Origin of the sequence: Billgrantia ethanolica, assembly GCF_021404305.1 — a bacterium.
Lineage (GTDB): Bacteria > Pseudomonadota > Gammaproteobacteria > Pseudomonadales > Halomonadaceae > Halomonas > Halomonas ethanolica.
On record NZ_JABFTX010000001.1, the window covers coordinates 1,889,618 to 1,904,811 of the forward strand.

Sequence of the window (15,194 nt, forward strand, 5' to 3'; positions counted from 1 at the left end):
GGGGCGACTTCCAACACGGCCCTCCTACCCTTGCCCACAAATTGCCCGGACGTCTTCCAGGTCCACCTGTCGTGACAATGCCAGCTTATAGCGAACCAGATCCTCTTTAAGCATCATTGGAAGCTCCACGCCGAGGAGGTACCTGGTTTCATAGCGAGAGAAATCGATATCAAGCGGAATCCATGTCTGGCTTTCCTTATCGAAGATGCTCGCTCCAGCGGCACACCCTACTTCGATCTTGATGTCTTCATATTTGAACTGTACGTAGGTCAGGTCCCAGCCTTCCTCACGATAGTGAGCAGCAGGCTTGGTTATGAACTCCTGGCCTGCCTCCACCACTTCTGAGAAGCGATCATCGGGAACGAACAAGTCGACGTCGTTCAGATCGCGCTCGGAACCGTACCCCTTTGCCGCCAGCCCGCCACAGATCAGAAAAGGTATGTTTCTGTTCCGCAGCAAACCTGCGATCCATTTAATGGCTTCCTGATGCACGCTGCCTCCCATTACAACCCAGTCAGTACTCACTAACCCATCACGCCCGAATTCAGCGGCTATTCAGCCCCTTTCCGGCTAGAATATCGGGCATGCACTTCTCGATTCGTGACGCTCGCGTGCTGGATTGCTTGGCGCCGGAAAAATGCAGAATGTAGCCTCTCTGGCGGCCAGGGGTGAGCGCTTCGAAGGCAGCTTTCAGGGCAGCGTTTCCATCCAGCGCGGTCTGAAATTCTTCCGGGTACGTCAGCTCATGTTTCTCACTGAAGTCCACCTTGGCACCAGCCTTCTCCAGCTCGATGGCCTCAAGGAGATAGGCTTCCAGTATGGCGGCTTGCGCTTCTATCTCGCTCAGTTGTGTGAAGCGGAACTGGCGCATCGCCTGGGAGTGCTCCCCGGGAGCGACGAGGATATCTGCCGGGTCTTTCAACAAGCTGCCCTTGAAAAATCCGAGTGCACAATAGTCTTTCATACTGAAGATGATGGCTACGTTGCCGTTCTGCACCGAGTAGCAAAGCTTGCCCCACTTCACACTTTCTCTCAGTTGGCATGAGAGCGCTATTGCGCGCAGCCTCTTGCGCTCATCATGCCATTGCGGCTGGCTCAGCAAGGCTTCCACTTTTGGATTGGTTTCGTTCATTGTCCTTGTTCTCATTATTGGCGACGAGGCTACCCAGTCAGTACTTACTCACTCCTGAGCCCTGCTATATGAACCACTCCAACCCTTCATAGGGAGTGTCTCGCAGTGCCGCCAGTCGACTTTGCAGATCGCCGGAGTGAATCTCCAGCTTGTGGCCATCCGGATCGAGAAAATAGAGGGAGTCGCCTTCGCTGCGATTCTCCTTCCAGATCGCTACCCCCTGCTCGCGAATGGCGTCGGTACAGCGGGCGAAGGCCCCTTAACTGACGCTGAAGGCGACGTGGGTATATTCAGGCAGCGGACCAGTGCGCGTCTCGTCGTCGAGCGACAGGCAGATCCAGTCATCGCCAGCCTGAAGATAGGCGCCCCGAGCCCATTTCACCACCGGCTGGAGCCCCACCACCCTGGTGTAGAAGTCGAAGGAGCGTTCAAGATCGCGAACTGCAAGCGTCAGGTGATTGATGCCGGTGATCATGCCCCTCTCCTCAGTCAGCCTCGGTCAGGGGTTTCTTCCTTGAGCGGGCGTACCACCCGGCAAGGGTTGCCCGCGGCGAACACGTCCTCGGGGATGTCTTTGGTCACCACGCTGCCGGCACCGATGACCGAGCGGGCGCCGATGGTGACGCCGGGGCACAGAATCGCCCCACCGCCGATCCATACGTCATCGCCGATGGTGATCGGCTTGGCGGCTTCCAGGCCGCTGCGGCGCTCTTCGGCATCGAGCGGGTGGGTGGCGGTATAGACCTGTACGCCCGGGCCGAACATGGTGTGGTTGCCGATGGTGACTTCCGCCACGTCGAGGATCACGCAGTTGAAATTGAAGAAGACCTTTTCGCCCAGCGTTATGTTGCCGCCGTAGTCGCAGTGGAAAGGTGGCTCGATGAAGGTGCCCTTGCCCATGGCACCGAACAGCTCACTCAGCAGCCGCTTGCGCTCCTTTCCCTGTGCGTCGCTGGTGTCGTTGAAGGCCTTGGTCAACAGGCGGGCACGATGGCGCTCACGAAGCAGCTGCGGGTCGCGGGGGTCGTAGAGCTCGCCGGCCAGCATTTTCTCTTTTTCGATCATGCGGTCTCCTTGTTATTGGCGGAATGACAGCTATCGACAATCAGCCGCCAAACAGCTTCCACGCCAGCGGCAGGAACAATGCGCTGAATAGGCCGACCAGGCTCATGCCGAGAGAGGCGAAAGCGCCGGCCTTGGGGCCGAGTTCGAAGGCGCGCACGATGCCGATGGCGTGGCCGTTCACACCCAGCGCGAAGCCGAGTATGCGCTGGTCGGTGATGTTGAGCAGACGCGCCAGCAGCGAGACGAAAATGGTGGTGAGCACTCCGGTGATGAGCAGGCCGCCCAGCATCAGCGAGAGCGAGCCGCCGATCTGCTCCTGAATGCCCATGGCCAGCGGTGCGGTGACCGATTTGGGCGCCAGCGAGGCCAGCACCGCGGGTGGGGCGCCCAGCAGCCAGGCGATGAGCACGGCATAGAAGGCCGCCAGCACGGCGGCGAGCGGTAGACTGCAGAGAATCGGCTTCCACAGGGCGAAGATGTGCTGCCGCTGCTGATAGAGCGGTACTGCCAAGGCCACGGTGGCCGGGCCCAGCAGCAGGGTGAGCCAGGCGACGTTGCGCTGATAGTCGGCGAAGTCGTAGCGCAGCAGCCACAGGCCGGCTGCCGTGAATACGGCACCGATCAGCACCGCCGGGCACCAGCTCGGTCGGCCCATGCGCTCGAACAGGGTCACACCGCCAAGGTAGGCGGCAAGGGTCAGCGCCACGGCGAGGGTAGGAGTGTCGAGCAGCGAGTCGTAAAGCGCGTTCAAGACAGGCGCCCCCGCTCGTCGCCGCTGTCGGCTTCCTTGGGCATGAATCGCAGCACCAGCCACAGCGTGGTGAGCACGCTGAGGAAGGTGCCCACCCCCAGCGCGATCATGACTGCCGTCCAGTGGCCGGCGAACTCGTCGATGACGAAGAACACCCCCACTACCCCGGGCATGATCAACATGGCGAGCAGGGGGATCAGCGCCTGGCTCGCGGTGGCCACGCTTTCGTTCAGACGCCGCTTGACCAGCAGCCAGGCCAACAGCAGCAGAAGCCCCGCCATGGCATGGGAAACCGGCAGCGAAAGCAGCTCGACGACGGCATGGCCGAGCAGTTGGAAACCGAGTAGCCAGAGGAAACCGCGCAACAGCTTCATGCCATCTCCACACCAGGAAAAGAGAGCGCTCCGAACGATCTTACGGCAGGTTTGCTGCCGGCCCGGAGCCAGCGATAAAGATTAGCATGCTTACGCTACATCGGGGTGGCTGAAGAGACGGGGTAGCGTGACCCAACCGCGCTAAACCTTTCGCTCGAAGATTGAGTCAAACCGGCAGGCAACGTGGCCCGGTGGAGCGTAAGGACGAAACCCATGGAATCGACACACAAAGAATCCCCGAAGCGGCTCATGAAACATCGCTTGCACCATGACGAGCTCCCCCAGGAACATGAAGATCCGCTCATCGGTCACTTGCATCGAATCATTCGCTATGCCGTCAAGGCTCTCTCGGTTCTGATGGTCTTCGTGATCATCTGGGGCGTGATCGATGTGGTCTACATGCTCTATACCCGACTCATGACCCCACCGTTCATGCTGTTCGAGGTGAGCGATATCTTCGCCATCTTTAGTGCCTTCATGGTGGTGCTGATCGCCATCGAGATATTCATCAACATTCGGCTCTACCTGGGCACCAACATGCTGCCCATCCAACTGGTGATCGCCACGGCGTTGATGGCCATTGCTCGTAAGGTGATCATCATGGACACCGACTACATTACCGCAATGGAGATCATGGCCATTGCCGCCGTGGTGCTCGCACTGGGCATCACACACTGGCTGGTGACACGCAGGCCCTGATTATCGAGTGAGTATACCGGGTAGGCCCGCTGGGACTTCGCCTTGGGCCTACCCCGGGGTGGGACGATTCGGCGCTCTTTCGACATACAGCCAGGCGGGCATACTGGCCTGCTTCAACCAAGGCAGTCTGGCCAACACGGCAATGATTACCAGGGCGAAAGCAAGCCGCGCCCACAGCAGGCCGGAGAGGTCCGCTCCCATCAGCATGATCAACAGCGTGTCTTCGATCAGGCTGTGGCACAGGCCGAGGAAACAGAGCGTGAGCACGATGTCCCGAGGGGTCAGGCGTCCCGAGCGCGCCTCACGCAGCAGCAGGCCGGCACCGAAGGTGAGTCCCAGGGTAATCCCGATGACGGTGATGTTGGCTGCCGCCGGGCCGATGCCCAGCAGCCGCAGCAGCGGATAGAGCAGTTTGTGGATCAGCCGCTCCACGCCCAGCCAGCGCAGCAGTTTGAGCAGGCTCATCAGCGCGAAGATCACCACGAAGATGGTCGCCAACGTCACCGCCTGCCCCTGCAGCCAGGCCGTCAGTGTCGCATCCTGGACCGCGGGTTCCCACACCACTTGGTTGGCATGCTGCAGCCAGCCGCCCCATGAATAGCTCAGATGCAGCAGCCAGCCCAACAGCCAGGCACCGCCTGCACGCAGCAGCACGGTCAACCACCAGGGCACGCCGCACATGCGCGCTACTGCCCCCTCTATCGGCAGTGAATGACCCACGGCCATGAGCGCGCCCAGCACCGTGACCTGCGCCACGGTCAGCGGCGTATCCCGCGTAACCTCGAAGAAGATCACCAGGCCGGTGTAGAGGTTGGTCAGCAGCGTGGCGGCCCATACCACGCTGAGCGGCTCCGGCAGCCCCAGAGGTGACATCAGCGGAGACAGCCACTGGCTGAGCAGTTCGGTCATGCCCAGCATTTCGAGCGCTTTCACGATCAGCAGCGCCGGCACCAACACCTTGAGCAGAGTCCAATACACCTTGGCGGCTTCACGCAGCAGACTACCCCCCGTACCGAAAAGAGAGGTAAGGCGTCGTTGTGTCATAGGTGGGTTCCGTCAGTCAGTTAGCCAGCTGCTTACTTTACTCATTTGCCGCACAAGGCGATGGCGTTCTTCAAGCGAAACGGGAAGAATGTGGCTTTTTGAGAGTCGCGAGGGACATTTCCTGCACCATGGACAGACTCGACCTGAGGATCCTCGATCAGCTGCAATGCGATGCCAGCCTAACCAACCAGGCCCTGGCGGAGCGTGTTGGACTCTCGCCCTCCGCATGCCTTAAGCGCGTACGCCGCCTGAAGCAGAGCGGCATCATTCAGCGTGAAGTGGCGATCCTCGCACCCGAAACCCTTGGTGCCGGTCTGCACATGGTGGTGGAAGTCACCATGTCACGCGACGACAAATCTCTTTATGGCCGTTTCATCAAGCAGATGGAAGCATCGCCTGAAGTGACCCAATGCTATCAGGTCACTGGCGAGGTGGATTTCGTGCTGATAGTCAGCGTACCCGACATGGCAAGCTACGATCGCTTCTGCGACCGCGCTTTCGATGCCAGCGACGACGTGCACAAGTTCCGCACACTGATTTCACGCAAGCGCACGAAATTCGAGACGCGAATGCCGCTGGGTGGTTAGCGCGAGCTACTCGTCCTTCGGCCCGACCCAGACGAAGGGGTTGTGGGCAACTTCCCACAGATACCCATCTGGGTCGGCGAAATAACCGGAGTAGCCGCCCCAGAACACCTTCTGGCCCGGCTTGACCAGCTTGGCACCGGCGGCAACCGCCTGCTCCAGCAGCTCGTCGACCTCTTCATCGGAAGACAGGTTGTGCGCCAGGGCGATGCCGGAGAAACTGCTCCCCTCGGGAGATACGCCGGCATCCTCGGCCAATGCCTCGCGGCCGTAGAGCCCAAGCCAGGTGCCGTTGAGGGTGAAGAAGGCCACCTCGGGTGGCGATTCCATGCGCGGCAGGCCCAGCCCCTCTTCGTAGAATCGAATCGACGCCGCGAGATCGCGCACGCCGAGCGTGATCATGCTGATTCGTGGCTTCATGTTGCCTCCCGTACTGCGCAAGGTCTGCTATTTGCTAACTACGGCTGAGAGCTCAGCCTCGGCGCGGGCGACTGCCTTATGCTGCCACTGGCTACGCCGCATGCGGTAGAGACGCACCGGTTGCTGGTTGAGGCTCAGCGTCTCGAAACGATCGAAACCCACCTTTTCAGCCACCCGCAGCGAAGCTGAATGATCCGGCTCCACCAGCACGATGATCGAATCGAAGCCCCGCTCTTCGAAGGCGTGATCCAGCGCGGCGACGGCCGCCTCGGTGGCAAGGCCCTGGCCCCAGTAGGGCCTGGCGAGCCGGTAGCCCAGGTTCCACTCGGTCGTGCCCTTTACCTGCTCGGGCGAGACACCGCAGAAGCCGACGAACTGATCGCTTTCACTGCTCACCATGGCCAGCGGGCCGGTGCGGTACTGGATGTAGCAGCCGAAGCACCAATCCAGGAACAGGCGTGTCGCCGCCTCGTCGCAAACGCCGTGCAGCGAATGGCGCATCACCTCGGGGTCGGCAAGCATATCGGCAAGCGCGGGCACATCGGCAGTAGCCAGCGGTCGTAGCCGTAAACGCGGCGTTTCCAATTCGAACATGGCACCTCCCTGGCAGCGCTCGTTTATCGGTGTCGGCTGGACGGCCCTGGTTGCAATGGCACGGCGATATCGAAGTGCAGCACGTCTTCTCGCTTACCCAGCTTCGTGTAGAGTTCAATGGCAGGGGTATCGCCATGATCCGCCTGAACGAAGACCACGTAGGCACCATGCTGAGCGGCGAGGCTCTGCAGGTGCTCGATCAAGGCGGTAGCGATGCCCTGCCGGCGATGCGCTTTCCCTACGGCTAGATCATAAATATAGATCTCACTCCGCGCTTGCTCGAACTTGTGCAGCACGTAGGCAGCCAGGCCACCGACTACCTCATCGCCCTTGCGGGCCACCAGGGCAATAAAGGTGTCGCTGCCCAGCAGCCGCTCCATGTAGGCCTGCCCCGGGCGCGCGGCGCCATAGGTTTCCACCTCGTTGAAGGCCTCGCCGAAAACCGTGAGCAGCGCGTGCATCAACACCGTGTCATCGGGTGTTAGCCGGGTCAGAGAGAAAGGAGCGGGGGGCATGGGCTTGATGTTCTCTTGGCGAACCGTCCGTTGGCTTAGCGAACCATCCTCTGGGCTTGCTGCCTTAGCGCTTCGAACTCCTCTGCGCTGACGGCATTGCGCTCGGCATCGAGAATATGACCGCCAATGTCGGCAATGGCCTGGGTGATCTGTATCAGCGTTTCAGGATTGCGTGCCACGCTGCGCTTGCTGATGAAGTGGATCAGAATGGAGACCCCGGCCACGGTGGGCTGGTCATCGCCATCGTGAATGGGCGGCAAGGTGCCCGGTGGCGAGGAGTTGGCGATGGTCAGCTTGTAACCGGCGAGCTGGTCGCGGATGGTGTAGACGCCGAGCTTGGCGTCGTAGTGCGCGTTGTACTCCTTGAGCAGGCGGGCAAGACGCCGATTGGTGTCCAGGCCCGGCCAGTCGAGGATCACGAACAGGCACTGCTTGATCTCCTTGCTCGATACGACCTGAAAACGGCGCATCGGCTCGGGGGCCGGCTCCGGCTCAGCGGACGGCGCGGGGCCGGTGGGTTGAGACGGCACTGGCTGAGTATCGACCACTCGGGCCTGAACCCGCGGAGCGAGTTCGGCATCGGCACGTTGATTTCGACTCTTGATGAACGCGACGAGACACAGCACTGCCAGCAGCACCGCCACACCCGCCACGATCAAAACGCTTACGACCGGATCCATCCTGCATACCTCGACCTTCACTGGCCCACGCTATTACCCCTGCCACCTGCTCGCACCCCGACGGGCAAACGCGTAGCCATTGTTATTTTGCGTAATGTTACGCTTTCTTTCCACGCCGCGCATGCCGACTTCTCAACGCTGGCGGCCGCTCAAGGTGAGCTCACGACTTTACCATAGGAAACGCATGACGCTGCGTTGAAGCATTTCGATGGCACCGCAGAGCGAGAGACTCCATGCTAAGGGTAACTCAGCCAAGGAGGAGCCCCGCCTAACACGTGACGCTGGTCGCCAGTCACCGAACTGTCATGCCATGGAATGATGTGAAGATCAGTGTTGTTGGTGCCGTCAACTCAGGAGTGCTGCCCCGATGGTACGACTCGACAAGAAAGCCAAGCGGTTGTACGTGCTGGATACCAACGTTCTTCTGCACGACCCCGCTGCCTTGTACCAGTTCGAGGAACACGAGGTGGTCATCCCCATGACCGTGCTCGAGGAACTCGACAAGCTCAAGAACGGCCTGCGCGAGATTGCGCGCACCGCCCGCCAAGTCAGCCGCACCCTCTCCGACCTGACCAATCAGGTAACCTTCGACGAAATCCAGCGGGGCATCCCGATACCCCGCGCCGGCGGTACCACCCTCGGCAAGCTCCGCTTTCTCTGCTATCCGGAACTGAAGCCACTGGAGCACCTGGAAGAAAGCCCCGACAACGTGCTGCTGGCCGAAACCTGCCGGCTGCGTGACGAGCGCCCCGATGCCTCGGTAATTCTCGTTTCCAAGGACATCAACCTGCGGGTCAAGGCCGCCGCCCTGCACGTGCCGGTAGAGGACTACCTGACCGACCGCGCCTTCAGCGACAGCGACGTGATGCTCGAAGGCGTGCGCATCTATCCCGATGCCGAAGGCAGCAACGGCCCTTGGGACCAGATGGAGGTCGAAGTCGAGGTGGAACGAGTCGACCACCACCACACCTTCTATCGCCTGGACGGGCGCATTCCAAGCGACTGGCATCTGGGCATGCTGGTTTCCGACAGCGAGAACGGTGCCAGTTTCGAAGCCATCGTGCGCGAACTGGGTCCCAACCAGGCGCGGCTGCAGCTGCTGACCAACTACCGCCATAAGGATGGCGTCTGGGGCGTCCACGCCCACGACAGTCGCCAGAACTTCGCCCTCAACCTGCTGATGGACGACGACATCGATCTGGTCACCATCGCCGGCAGTGCCGGTACCGGCAAGACCTTCATGACGCTGGCTGCGGCCTTCCAGCAGACCCTCGACGCCAAGCGCTTCGAACGCATCGTCTTCACCCGCGCGCCGATCTCGATGAGCGAAGATATCGGTTTTCTGCCCGGCACCGAAGAGGAGAAGATGTCACCGTGGATGGGCGCGTTCCACGACAACATGGACAACCTGCTGCGCGACGAACACGACGGCAGCACCAGTTGGAGCCAGGATGCCACCCGCAGCCTGATCGGCTCACGCGTACAGATCCGCGCTCCCGGCTTCATGCGCGGACGAACCCTCAACGACACCTTTCTGATCATCGACGAGGCGCAGAACTTCACCCCGAAGCAGCTAAAGACCCTGCTCACCCGCGCTGGACGCAACACCAAGATCGTCTGTCTGGGCAACGTCGGCCAGATCGACACGCCCTACCTCACCGCCAACACCTGCGGCATGGCGGCGGTGGTTCAACGCTTCAGCAACTGGCCCCATGCCGGCCACGTGACGCTGCGCAGCGTGGAGCGCTCGCGGCTGGCCCTGGCCGGCGAGGAGCTGCTGTAGCCTGGAATCGAGCGATACAGTTGCACAAGCACACAGCGTCGGGCCTGGCATCGCCGGGCCCGATGCCGTAGTTCAGAGACCGCCAAAGTGATTAGCCCGGCCACAGTGTTTATCCCGGCCACGGCGACTAGCCCAGCCACAGCCCCACTAGCAGAACTACGGCCACCCCTACCATGAGCGGTACGGCCAGACGGCGGAAGCTGCGCTCGAAGCGCGGCAGTTCGCTGATTGCCACAGTGGCTCGTTCCTCCCACGCCTGCAGGCGCCCGCGCAGCAGCGAGCCGCGACGCTCCCCTTCTTCAGCCAGATCGCTGAGCAGGCGCAGCAGCCGACTTGCCAGCCACGCATACCACCACCACAGATCCCCCGGCAGGAGCCGCTGGGCTCGCCGCCACTTGCGCTCGCTGCGCAAGGCGGCCAGCAGCATCAGCGCTGCCACCACCAGCCCCAGCGATACCGGCCACAGCAGGCCCGGCCACTCCGCCAGCGGCGGCCAGTTGGGGTGCCGGCCAGCGAGCGGCACCCACAGCGGCACGCTCGAGGCAGCCAGGATGCAGGCCAGCCAGGCCAACGGCATGGGTGAGTGCAGAGGGATGCGATAGCTGCCTCGCTCCTGCCACTGCCGCCACAGTGCTCGCGACATCAACAGGGTGGTACCGACGGCCGCCACGCTGAGCCAGGTAACCAGCCCACCGTGACCGGCGTCATACAGCAGCTCCTTGAAGGTCCACTTCGTTGCCAGGCCCGAGGTCATGGCGCCCGCCAGTGACAGCGCCGGCAACAGGAGCAGCAGCCAGACCAGCCAGCCCGGCAGCCGGGGCGGATGCTCGCTGATGCCGACCCCGAGGAACAGGGCGCCCTTGGTCAGGCCATGATGGGCAGCGAACAGGGTAATGGCGACCAGCAGCCCCGGCCACAGCGGCGGCGAGACCATGCCGACTCCGACCAGCGTGGTGATCATGCCCATCTGGCTGACGCTGGAGTAGGCCAGTACCGCCTTGGGATGACGCTGTATCACGCCGTAGAGCGCTGCACCCAACGCCCCTGCCAGGCCCAGCACGATGACGACCCTGCCCAGCGACTCGAGCCCGACAGCTCCCAGTGGCAGCGTACTGATCCAGCCGACCAGGCCGGCCTTGACCATCACCCCGCTAAGCACGGCGCTGGCCGGCGTCGGTGCCACCGGATGCGCCAGGGGCAGCCATACGTGCAGCCCAATCACCCCGGCCTTGACGCCGAAGCCCAGCCACAGCAGCGTCGCCATCCAGGCGCCCTGCTCGGCCGTAGCGATACCGGCACGCAGCTCGGTCAGGGTGAGCACCTGCGCGGTACCGGCCGACCACAGCAGCCCGCCGAGTATCAGCCCCTCACCGAACACCGCCATGATCAGGTAGGCACGGCCACCCAGGTGGGCGTCGCGGTTACCGGCATGCACCACCAGGCCATAGGCGGCGAAGGTCATCAGCGCGAAGCCCAGATAGAAACTGGGGATGTCCTCGGCCACGATCAGCAGCAGGTTGCCGGCCAGGGTCAGCGGCCACAGCAAGGCAAAACTCAACAGACGACGGAAGGCATCGCCATCGCCCGATTCCGCGGCCTGCTGCTCGGCGACCAGGTAACCCCGGGCATAAAGACCTGCCAGCCCCCACAACAAGGCACTGAACAGCAGCCAGGGTCGGCCAGAGTCATCCAGCTTCCATTGACCTCCTAGTAGCCAACCATCCATCAGCAGCACGGCCTCTTGCGGCCAAAGTGCCAACAGCAAGGCAGGCACCGGGGCAGTGATCCACCAATAGTCGAGCAGCGCGGGGCGCGGGCCGGGGCGGCCCAGAGCACCCTGTTCCATGACCAGGCGCAGCACGTTGCGCAGCGCCAGCCCCAGCGGCCAGAGCAGCGTCACGGCCAGCAGCAAACTCGGCATCATGGCGTGTACTCCTCGGCGGTCACGAAGGTGGCCAGATCCAGGGGACTGAACGGCAGCCCGGCGAGCAGCCCCGCCATGATGCTGAACAGGGCCGTGGCAACCGCCGGCCACAGCAGCCAGCCGCTGGTCTCGAAGCGGCCGAGATGACGCTCTTCCGGCCACTCGCCGATGCCGTGGGCCGGCCCCGGGCGGAACCACAGGCGATAGAGAATAGGCAGGAAGTACGCCGCGTTGAGCAGGCTGCTGGCCACCAGGACGAGGATGACCCAAGGCATGTTCGCCTGCACCGCGCCCATGCCCAGATACCACTTGCTGATGAAGCCGGCCACCGGCGGCAGCCCGATCATGCCCAGCGCCCCCACGGTGAAGGCGATGCTGGTGAGCGGCATGCGCCTCCCGGCGCCGTTGAGTTGGTCGATACGATGAACGCCGAGCTCCTCGGCATAGTTGCCGGCGCAGTAGAACAGCGTGACCTTCATCAGCCCTTGATGCATCAAGTGCACCAGTCCGGCAATGGTACCGAAGGGCCCGAACAGGCTGATGCCGAGCACGATGTAGGAGACCTGGCTGACCGTGGAGAAGGCCAGCCGCGGCTTGAGCTCATGCTGCGCCAGGGCGCGCATCGAGCCATACAGGATGGTGACGGTGGCGATCACCGCCAGCAGGGTGAGCAGGCCCAGCTGATAGGTCAGGCCGATGCCGTAGACGTCGTACACCAGTCGCACGATACCGAAGGCGCCCGCCTTCACCACCGCCACTGCATGCAGCAACGCACTCACCGGGGCCGGCGCAACCATGGCCCGGGGCAGCCAGCCGTGCAGGGGCACCAGCGCCGCCTTCACTCCGAGCCCCAGCAGCATGATCAGGAACAGCACGGTCAGCAGTCCATGGGCCTCGGGCCCGAGATCGGCAAGCATCTCGCGCTCGCCAAAGGACACGTCGCCCACCATGACGTGCAGCGCCACCACCCCGAGCAGCAGCACCAATCCTCCGGTGAGGGTATAGCGCAGGTAGATAGCGCCAGCATTCAACGCCTTGGTGTGCCCTCGGTGCACCACCAGCGGGTAGGTGGAGAGCGTGAGCAGTTCATAGAACAGCAGGAAGGTGAACAGATTACCGGCCAGGGCAATGCCGACGGTACTGGCCACGCACAGGCTGAAGAAGCCGAAGAAGCGCTTGCGGTTTGGCGAGTCTTCCAGATAGCCGATGGCATAGACCGTGGTGGCCAGCCACAGCAGCGAGGAGAGGCCGGCGAACATCAGCCCCAGCGCGTCAACCTGCAACAGGAAGGTGACGTCCCTCACCACGGTGAAGCTGAAGCGGTAACTCTCACCCTGATAGAGCCCCCACACCATCAGCGCCACCAGCACCACCTTGATCATGGCGGCACCGAGGTTGAGCGCGGTACGCGCACGCCACGCTCGCTCCGGCAGGGCAAAGATCAGCGGCACCACCAGCAGTGAGGTGGCCAGCGTGGCCAGCGGCAGCCAGGCCTGACTCACGCCCCACCTCCCGCTGCCCGCAGCAGCATCAACGGCCACTCCGCCACCAGCCCCAGCAGCAGCGACGCCAGCGCCAACATCAGCGCGCAGAGCTCCATGCTCCACGGCACCCCGCGGTAATCCAGCGGCTCGGCATCCTCGACGAAGGAGTAACGAAACACGCGGAAGATATAAGCAGCGCTGAGCAGCGTGCCCAGCGCCAGCGCCGCCATCCACAACCAGTAGCCCGCCTCCAGCGAGGCATGCAGCAACAGCCATTTGGCGGTGAAGCCGGCGCTGGGCGGCAAGCCGATCAGGCTGATGGCGGCGATACCGAAGCTGAGCAGCGAGAGCGGCATGCGCCGACTGGCGCCGGCCAGGCCACTCACGTGGGATTCACCGGTGGAGTAGATCAGGTTGCCGGTAGCCAGGAACATGCCAGCCTTGGCCAGACTGTGCGCCGCCAGCTGCAGCCAGGTGCCCTCCCAGGCAACTTCCGCCACCTGAGGGGTGGTACCGATCAGCAGCGAGAAGCCCAGCAGCAGATAGCCGAGCTGAGACACCGTGGACCAGGCCACCACGTCCTTGAGCTTGGCCGCCCGCCAGGCCAGCAGCCCACCCCATACCACGGCTGCTGCACCCAGCCCGCCTACCAGCCAGGCAGCTACGCGAGCCTCGGGCACCAGTACCAGCCAAAGCTGCAGCGCGATGAAGAACGAGCCCTTGACCACCAGGGATGCATGCAGGGCGCTCACCGGCGTCCAGGCCGAAGCGTGTACCGGTGCCAGCCAGGCGTGCAGCGGAAAGGCGGCCGCCTTGAGCAGCAGCCCGGCACTGAGCAGGGCCACGGCCACCCACAGCACCATACCCGGCTCCGCAGCCAGCGCCAGCCCGGTCAGATCCAGCCGGCCCCAGGCCCCGAGCAGCAGCGCCACGCCCAGCAGAAAGGCCAGCGATCCCACCAGCGCCAGCAGTAGATAGCGCATGCCGGCCGCCAGCGCATCCACTCGCCCGGGCAGCAACATGAGGCCCACGGCAGCCAACCCCATCAGCTCCAGGCCGATATAGAGGGTTAGCAGATCGCCGGCCAGCCAGATGAGGGACAGGCTCGTGGTCAACACGCCTTGCAGCGGCCATAACCAGAGCTGCTTGCCCTCTTCGCCGATCTCTTCCAGCAAGTACGCCGGGGCGTAGGCGGCACTTGACAGCGTGATGACCTGAGTCAGAAGCAGCAGCAGCAGGGTCAGGCCATTGGCGCGCCACTGCAGCGTCAGAGAGCCAAGCTCGATATGCCAGGTCTGCCCCCCTTGGGCAAGTACCAGGTGAGCCAACCACGCCAGCGCCAGCAACGGCAACAGAGAGAACGACACGATCGGCCAGCTGCGTCGTGGCGGCCAGCACGCTGCCAGCCCGCCCAACAGCACGGGCAATCCCAGTACCAGCAGCACGGCGCCGAAATCGCCGCCCAACCTCTCGATCATGCGCCGCCCCGCTCTGCTCCGGCAGCGCCATGCGCGCTACGAACTTCGAGTGCGCTGAGCCGCCTGATCAGCAGCGCCCCAAGTGCGGTGCCGAGCAAGGCGACCAGCAGCCCGGTCACTACCAGCCCATGCCCCGCCGCCGGGTGCCGCTCCCCCACCAGCCCCATCAAGATCAGGAAGATGCCGGTGCCGATGACGTTGAATGCCAGCAGCCGACGCAGCAGGTGCCGGTGCAGTGCAAAGGCCCACAGGCCCAGCCCGATCAGGCCCAAACCACCAGCCCGCAGCGGCCCCGGGGCATCGGCCAGGTTTGCCAGCGCCATGCCGAGCATCGCCAATACCGCCAGCGCCGGCAGCAGGCGCAGCAGCCCGCGACGCCAGGTCAGCGGCACCGGATCACGCCAGCGTGCCAGGCGCCCCTGGGGCACCCCAGCCCACGGCTTCACATCCAGAGCATGAAACAGAAAGGCACCGGTGAGCAGCGCGCCTAGCAGCAGCTCGAGCAGCGCCAGCCAGGCAAAGCCCATGCTCCACCAGGTCAGCGCCACGCTCACGGCGAAGACCACGAACCAGGCACAAGCCCGTACCAGCTGGCGGTCGAGCAACGCCAATGCGGCCAATGCCACCATGATCAGAGCGAGCAGCGCATCAAGCAGTGGCGGCATAG

General features: G+C 63.3%; 17 protein-coding genes and 1 pseudogene. 3 read left to right on the forward strand and 15 right to left on the reverse strand.

The window, feature by feature from the left end; translation table 11 throughout:
• Positions 1–24 precede the first annotated feature (24 nt).
• The 6 genes and pseudogenes from HOP53_RS08610 to HOP53_RS08635 form a co-directional block, all read right to left on the reverse strand.
• A complete protein-coding gene (locus HOP53_RS08610) occupies positions 25–492 on the reverse strand; it encodes a nucleotidyltransferase (RefSeq protein WP_234269638.1) in 468 nt (155 codons plus the stop codon).
• A gap of 52 nt (positions 493–544) precedes the next feature.
• Complete coding sequence (locus HOP53_RS08615) at positions 545–1,132, reverse strand: YdeI/OmpD-associated family protein (RefSeq protein ID WP_234269639.1); 588 nt, start codon at positions 1,130–1,132, stop codon at positions 545–547.
• Positions 1,133–1,196: 64 nt separating this feature from the next.
• Positions 1,197–1,607 (reverse strand): annotated as a pseudogene (locus HOP53_RS08620) (fosfomycin resistance glutathione transferase).
• Positions 1,608–1,621: 14 nt separating this feature from the next.
• Positions 1,622–2,197, reverse strand: coding sequence for a sugar O-acetyltransferase (locus tag HOP53_RS08625; protein WP_234269640.1), 576 nt, complete (start codon positions 2,195–2,197; stop codon positions 1,622–1,624).
• Positions 2,198–2,237: 40 nt separating this feature from the next.
• A complete protein-coding gene (locus HOP53_RS08630; protein ID WP_234269641.1) occupies positions 2,238–2,948 on the reverse strand; it encodes an LrgB family protein in 711 nt (236 codons plus the stop codon).
• Complete coding sequence (locus HOP53_RS08635; protein WP_234269642.1) at positions 2,945–3,322, reverse strand: CidA/LrgA family protein; 378 nt, start codon at positions 3,320–3,322, stop codon at positions 2,945–2,947. The genes HOP53_RS08630 and HOP53_RS08635 overlap by 4 nt, the downstream gene beginning before the upstream one ends.
• A 249-nt stretch (positions 3,323–3,571) precedes the next feature.
• Between HOP53_RS08635 and HOP53_RS08640 the strand changes: the two genes are divergently transcribed.
• Entirely contained in the window at positions 3,572–4,021 is a 450-nt protein-coding gene (locus HOP53_RS08640) for a phosphate-starvation-inducible PsiE family protein (protein WP_234269643.1), read from the forward strand.
• A 48-nt stretch (positions 4,022–4,069) separates the two neighbouring features.
• Here the strand turns inward: HOP53_RS08640 and HOP53_RS08645 are convergent, their stop codons facing one another.
• Positions 4,070–5,065: a nucleoside recognition domain-containing protein gene (locus tag HOP53_RS08645; protein WP_234269644.1), complete on the reverse strand. Its 996-nt coding sequence runs from the start codon at positions 5,063–5,065 to the stop codon at positions 4,070–4,072.
• A gap of 128 nt (positions 5,066–5,193) precedes the next feature.
• On the opposite strand from HOP53_RS08645, the gene HOP53_RS08650 reads away from it, so the two are divergent.
• A complete protein-coding gene (locus HOP53_RS08650) occupies positions 5,194–5,652 on the forward strand; it encodes an Lrp/AsnC family transcriptional regulator (protein WP_234269645.1) in 459 nt (152 codons plus the stop codon).
• 6 nt (positions 5,653–5,658) lie between these two features.
• Here the strand turns inward: HOP53_RS08650 and HOP53_RS08655 are convergent, their stop codons facing one another.
• From HOP53_RS08655 to HOP53_RS08670, 4 genes are read right to left on the reverse strand one after another with little or no spacing between them, the layout of a single operon-like run.
• Positions 5,659–6,069 (reverse strand): VOC family protein, encoded by a 411-nt coding sequence (locus HOP53_RS08655; RefSeq protein ID WP_234269646.1) that lies wholly within the window; start codon positions 6,067–6,069, stop codon positions 5,659–5,661.
• A 27-nt stretch (positions 6,070–6,096) separates the two neighbouring features.
• Entirely contained in the window at positions 6,097–6,663 is a 567-nt protein-coding gene (locus tag HOP53_RS08660) for a GNAT family N-acetyltransferase (protein WP_234269647.1), read from the reverse strand.
• A gap of 23 nt (positions 6,664–6,686) precedes the next feature.
• Complete coding sequence (locus tag HOP53_RS08665) at positions 6,687–7,178, reverse strand: AAC(3)-I family aminoglycoside N-acetyltransferase (RefSeq protein ID WP_267955224.1); 492 nt, start codon at positions 7,176–7,178, stop codon at positions 6,687–6,689.
• A 35-nt stretch (positions 7,179–7,213) separates the two neighbouring features.
• Positions 7,214–7,858: a cell division protein ZipA C-terminal FtsZ-binding domain-containing protein gene (locus tag HOP53_RS08670; protein ID WP_234269648.1), complete on the reverse strand. Its 645-nt coding sequence runs from the start codon at positions 7,856–7,858 to the stop codon at positions 7,214–7,216.
• A gap of 367 nt (positions 7,859–8,225) precedes the next feature.
• Between HOP53_RS08670 and HOP53_RS08675 the strand changes: the two genes are divergently transcribed.
• Positions 8,226–9,641 (forward strand): PhoH family protein, encoded by a 1,416-nt coding sequence (locus tag HOP53_RS08675; protein WP_234269649.1) that lies wholly within the window; start codon positions 8,226–8,228, stop codon positions 9,639–9,641.
• Between the two features lie 127 nt (positions 9,642–9,768).
• Here HOP53_RS08675 and HOP53_RS08680 read toward each other — a convergent pair whose 3' ends face one another.
• The 4 genes from HOP53_RS08680 to HOP53_RS08695 are packed head-to-tail and all read right to left on the reverse strand — an operon-like array spanning position 9,769 to position 15,192.
• Positions 9,769–11,565, reverse strand: coding sequence for a complex I subunit 5 family protein (locus HOP53_RS08680; RefSeq protein ID WP_234269650.1), 1,797 nt, complete (start codon positions 11,563–11,565; stop codon positions 9,769–9,771).
• Positions 11,562–13,067 carry a proton-conducting transporter transmembrane domain-containing protein gene (locus HOP53_RS08685; protein ID WP_234269651.1) on the reverse strand — a complete coding sequence of 502 codons (1,506 nt, stop codon included), beginning with the start codon at positions 13,065–13,067 and terminating at the stop codon, positions 11,562–11,564. The genes HOP53_RS08680 and HOP53_RS08685 overlap by 4 nt, the downstream gene beginning before the upstream one ends.
• On the reverse strand, positions 13,064–14,527 hold the full coding sequence (locus HOP53_RS08690; RefSeq protein WP_234269652.1) for a complex I subunit 5 family protein: 1,464 nt from the start codon (positions 14,525–14,527) through the stop codon (positions 13,064–13,066). The genes HOP53_RS08685 and HOP53_RS08690 overlap by 4 nt, the downstream gene beginning before the upstream one ends.
• On the reverse strand, positions 14,524–15,192 hold the full coding sequence (locus HOP53_RS08695; protein ID WP_234269653.1) for a hypothetical protein: 669 nt from the start codon (positions 15,190–15,192) through the stop codon (positions 14,524–14,526). Before HOP53_RS08695 ends, HOP53_RS08690 begins: the two co-directional genes overlap by 4 nt.
• Positions 15,193–15,194: the final 2 nt, after the last annotated feature.

Excerpts from the sequence above, each read along its gene's own strand:
- HOP53_RS08670 (WP_234269648.1), bottom strand. The coding sequence starts at position 7,858 with ATGGATCCGGTCGTAAGCGTTTTGATCGTGGCGGGTGTGGCGGTGCTG.
- HOP53_RS08675 (WP_234269649.1), top strand. The coding sequence starts at position 8,226 with ATGGTACGACTCGACAAGAAAGCCAAGCGGTTGTACGTGCTGGATACC.
- HOP53_RS08645 (WP_234269644.1), bottom strand. The coding sequence starts at position 5,065 with ATGACACAACGACGCCTTACCTCTCTTTTCGGTACGGGGGGTAGTCTG.
- HOP53_RS08640 (WP_234269643.1), top strand. The coding sequence starts at position 3,572 with ATGAAACATCGCTTGCACCATGACGAGCTCCCCCAGGAACATGAAGAT.
- HOP53_RS08655 (WP_234269646.1), bottom strand. The coding sequence starts at position 6,069 with ATGAAGCCACGAATCAGCATGATCACGCTCGGCGTGCGCGATCTCGCG.
- HOP53_RS08665 (WP_267955224.1), bottom strand. The coding sequence starts at position 7,178 with ATGCCCCCCGCTCCTTTCTCTCTGACCCGGCTAACACCCGATGACACG.
- HOP53_RS08615 (WP_234269639.1), bottom strand. The coding sequence starts at position 1,132 with ATGAACGAAACCAATCCAAAAGTGGAAGCCTTGCTGAGCCAGCCGCAA.
- HOP53_RS08690 (WP_234269652.1), bottom strand. The coding sequence starts at position 14,527 with ATGATCGAGAGGTTGGGCGGCGATTTCGGCGCCGTGCTGCTGGTACTG.
- HOP53_RS08695 (WP_234269653.1), bottom strand. The coding sequence starts at position 15,192 with ATGCCGCCACTGCTTGATGCGCTGCTCGCTCTGATCATGGTGGCATTG.
- HOP53_RS08650 (WP_234269645.1), top strand. The coding sequence starts at position 5,194 with ATGGACAGACTCGACCTGAGGATCCTCGATCAGCTGCAATGCGATGCC.
- HOP53_RS08635 (WP_234269642.1), bottom strand. The coding sequence starts at position 3,322 with ATGAAGCTGTTGCGCGGTTTCCTCTGGCTACTCGGTTTCCAACTGCTC.
- HOP53_RS08680 (WP_234269650.1), bottom strand. The coding sequence starts at position 11,565 with ATGATGCCGAGTTTGCTGCTGGCCGTGACGCTGCTCTGGCCGCTGGGG.
- HOP53_RS08625 (WP_234269640.1), bottom strand. The coding sequence starts at position 2,197 with ATGATCGAAAAAGAGAAAATGCTGGCCGGCGAGCTCTACGACCCCCGC.
- HOP53_RS08660 (WP_234269647.1), bottom strand. The coding sequence starts at position 6,663 with ATGTTCGAATTGGAAACGCCGCGTTTACGGCTACGACCGCTGGCTACT.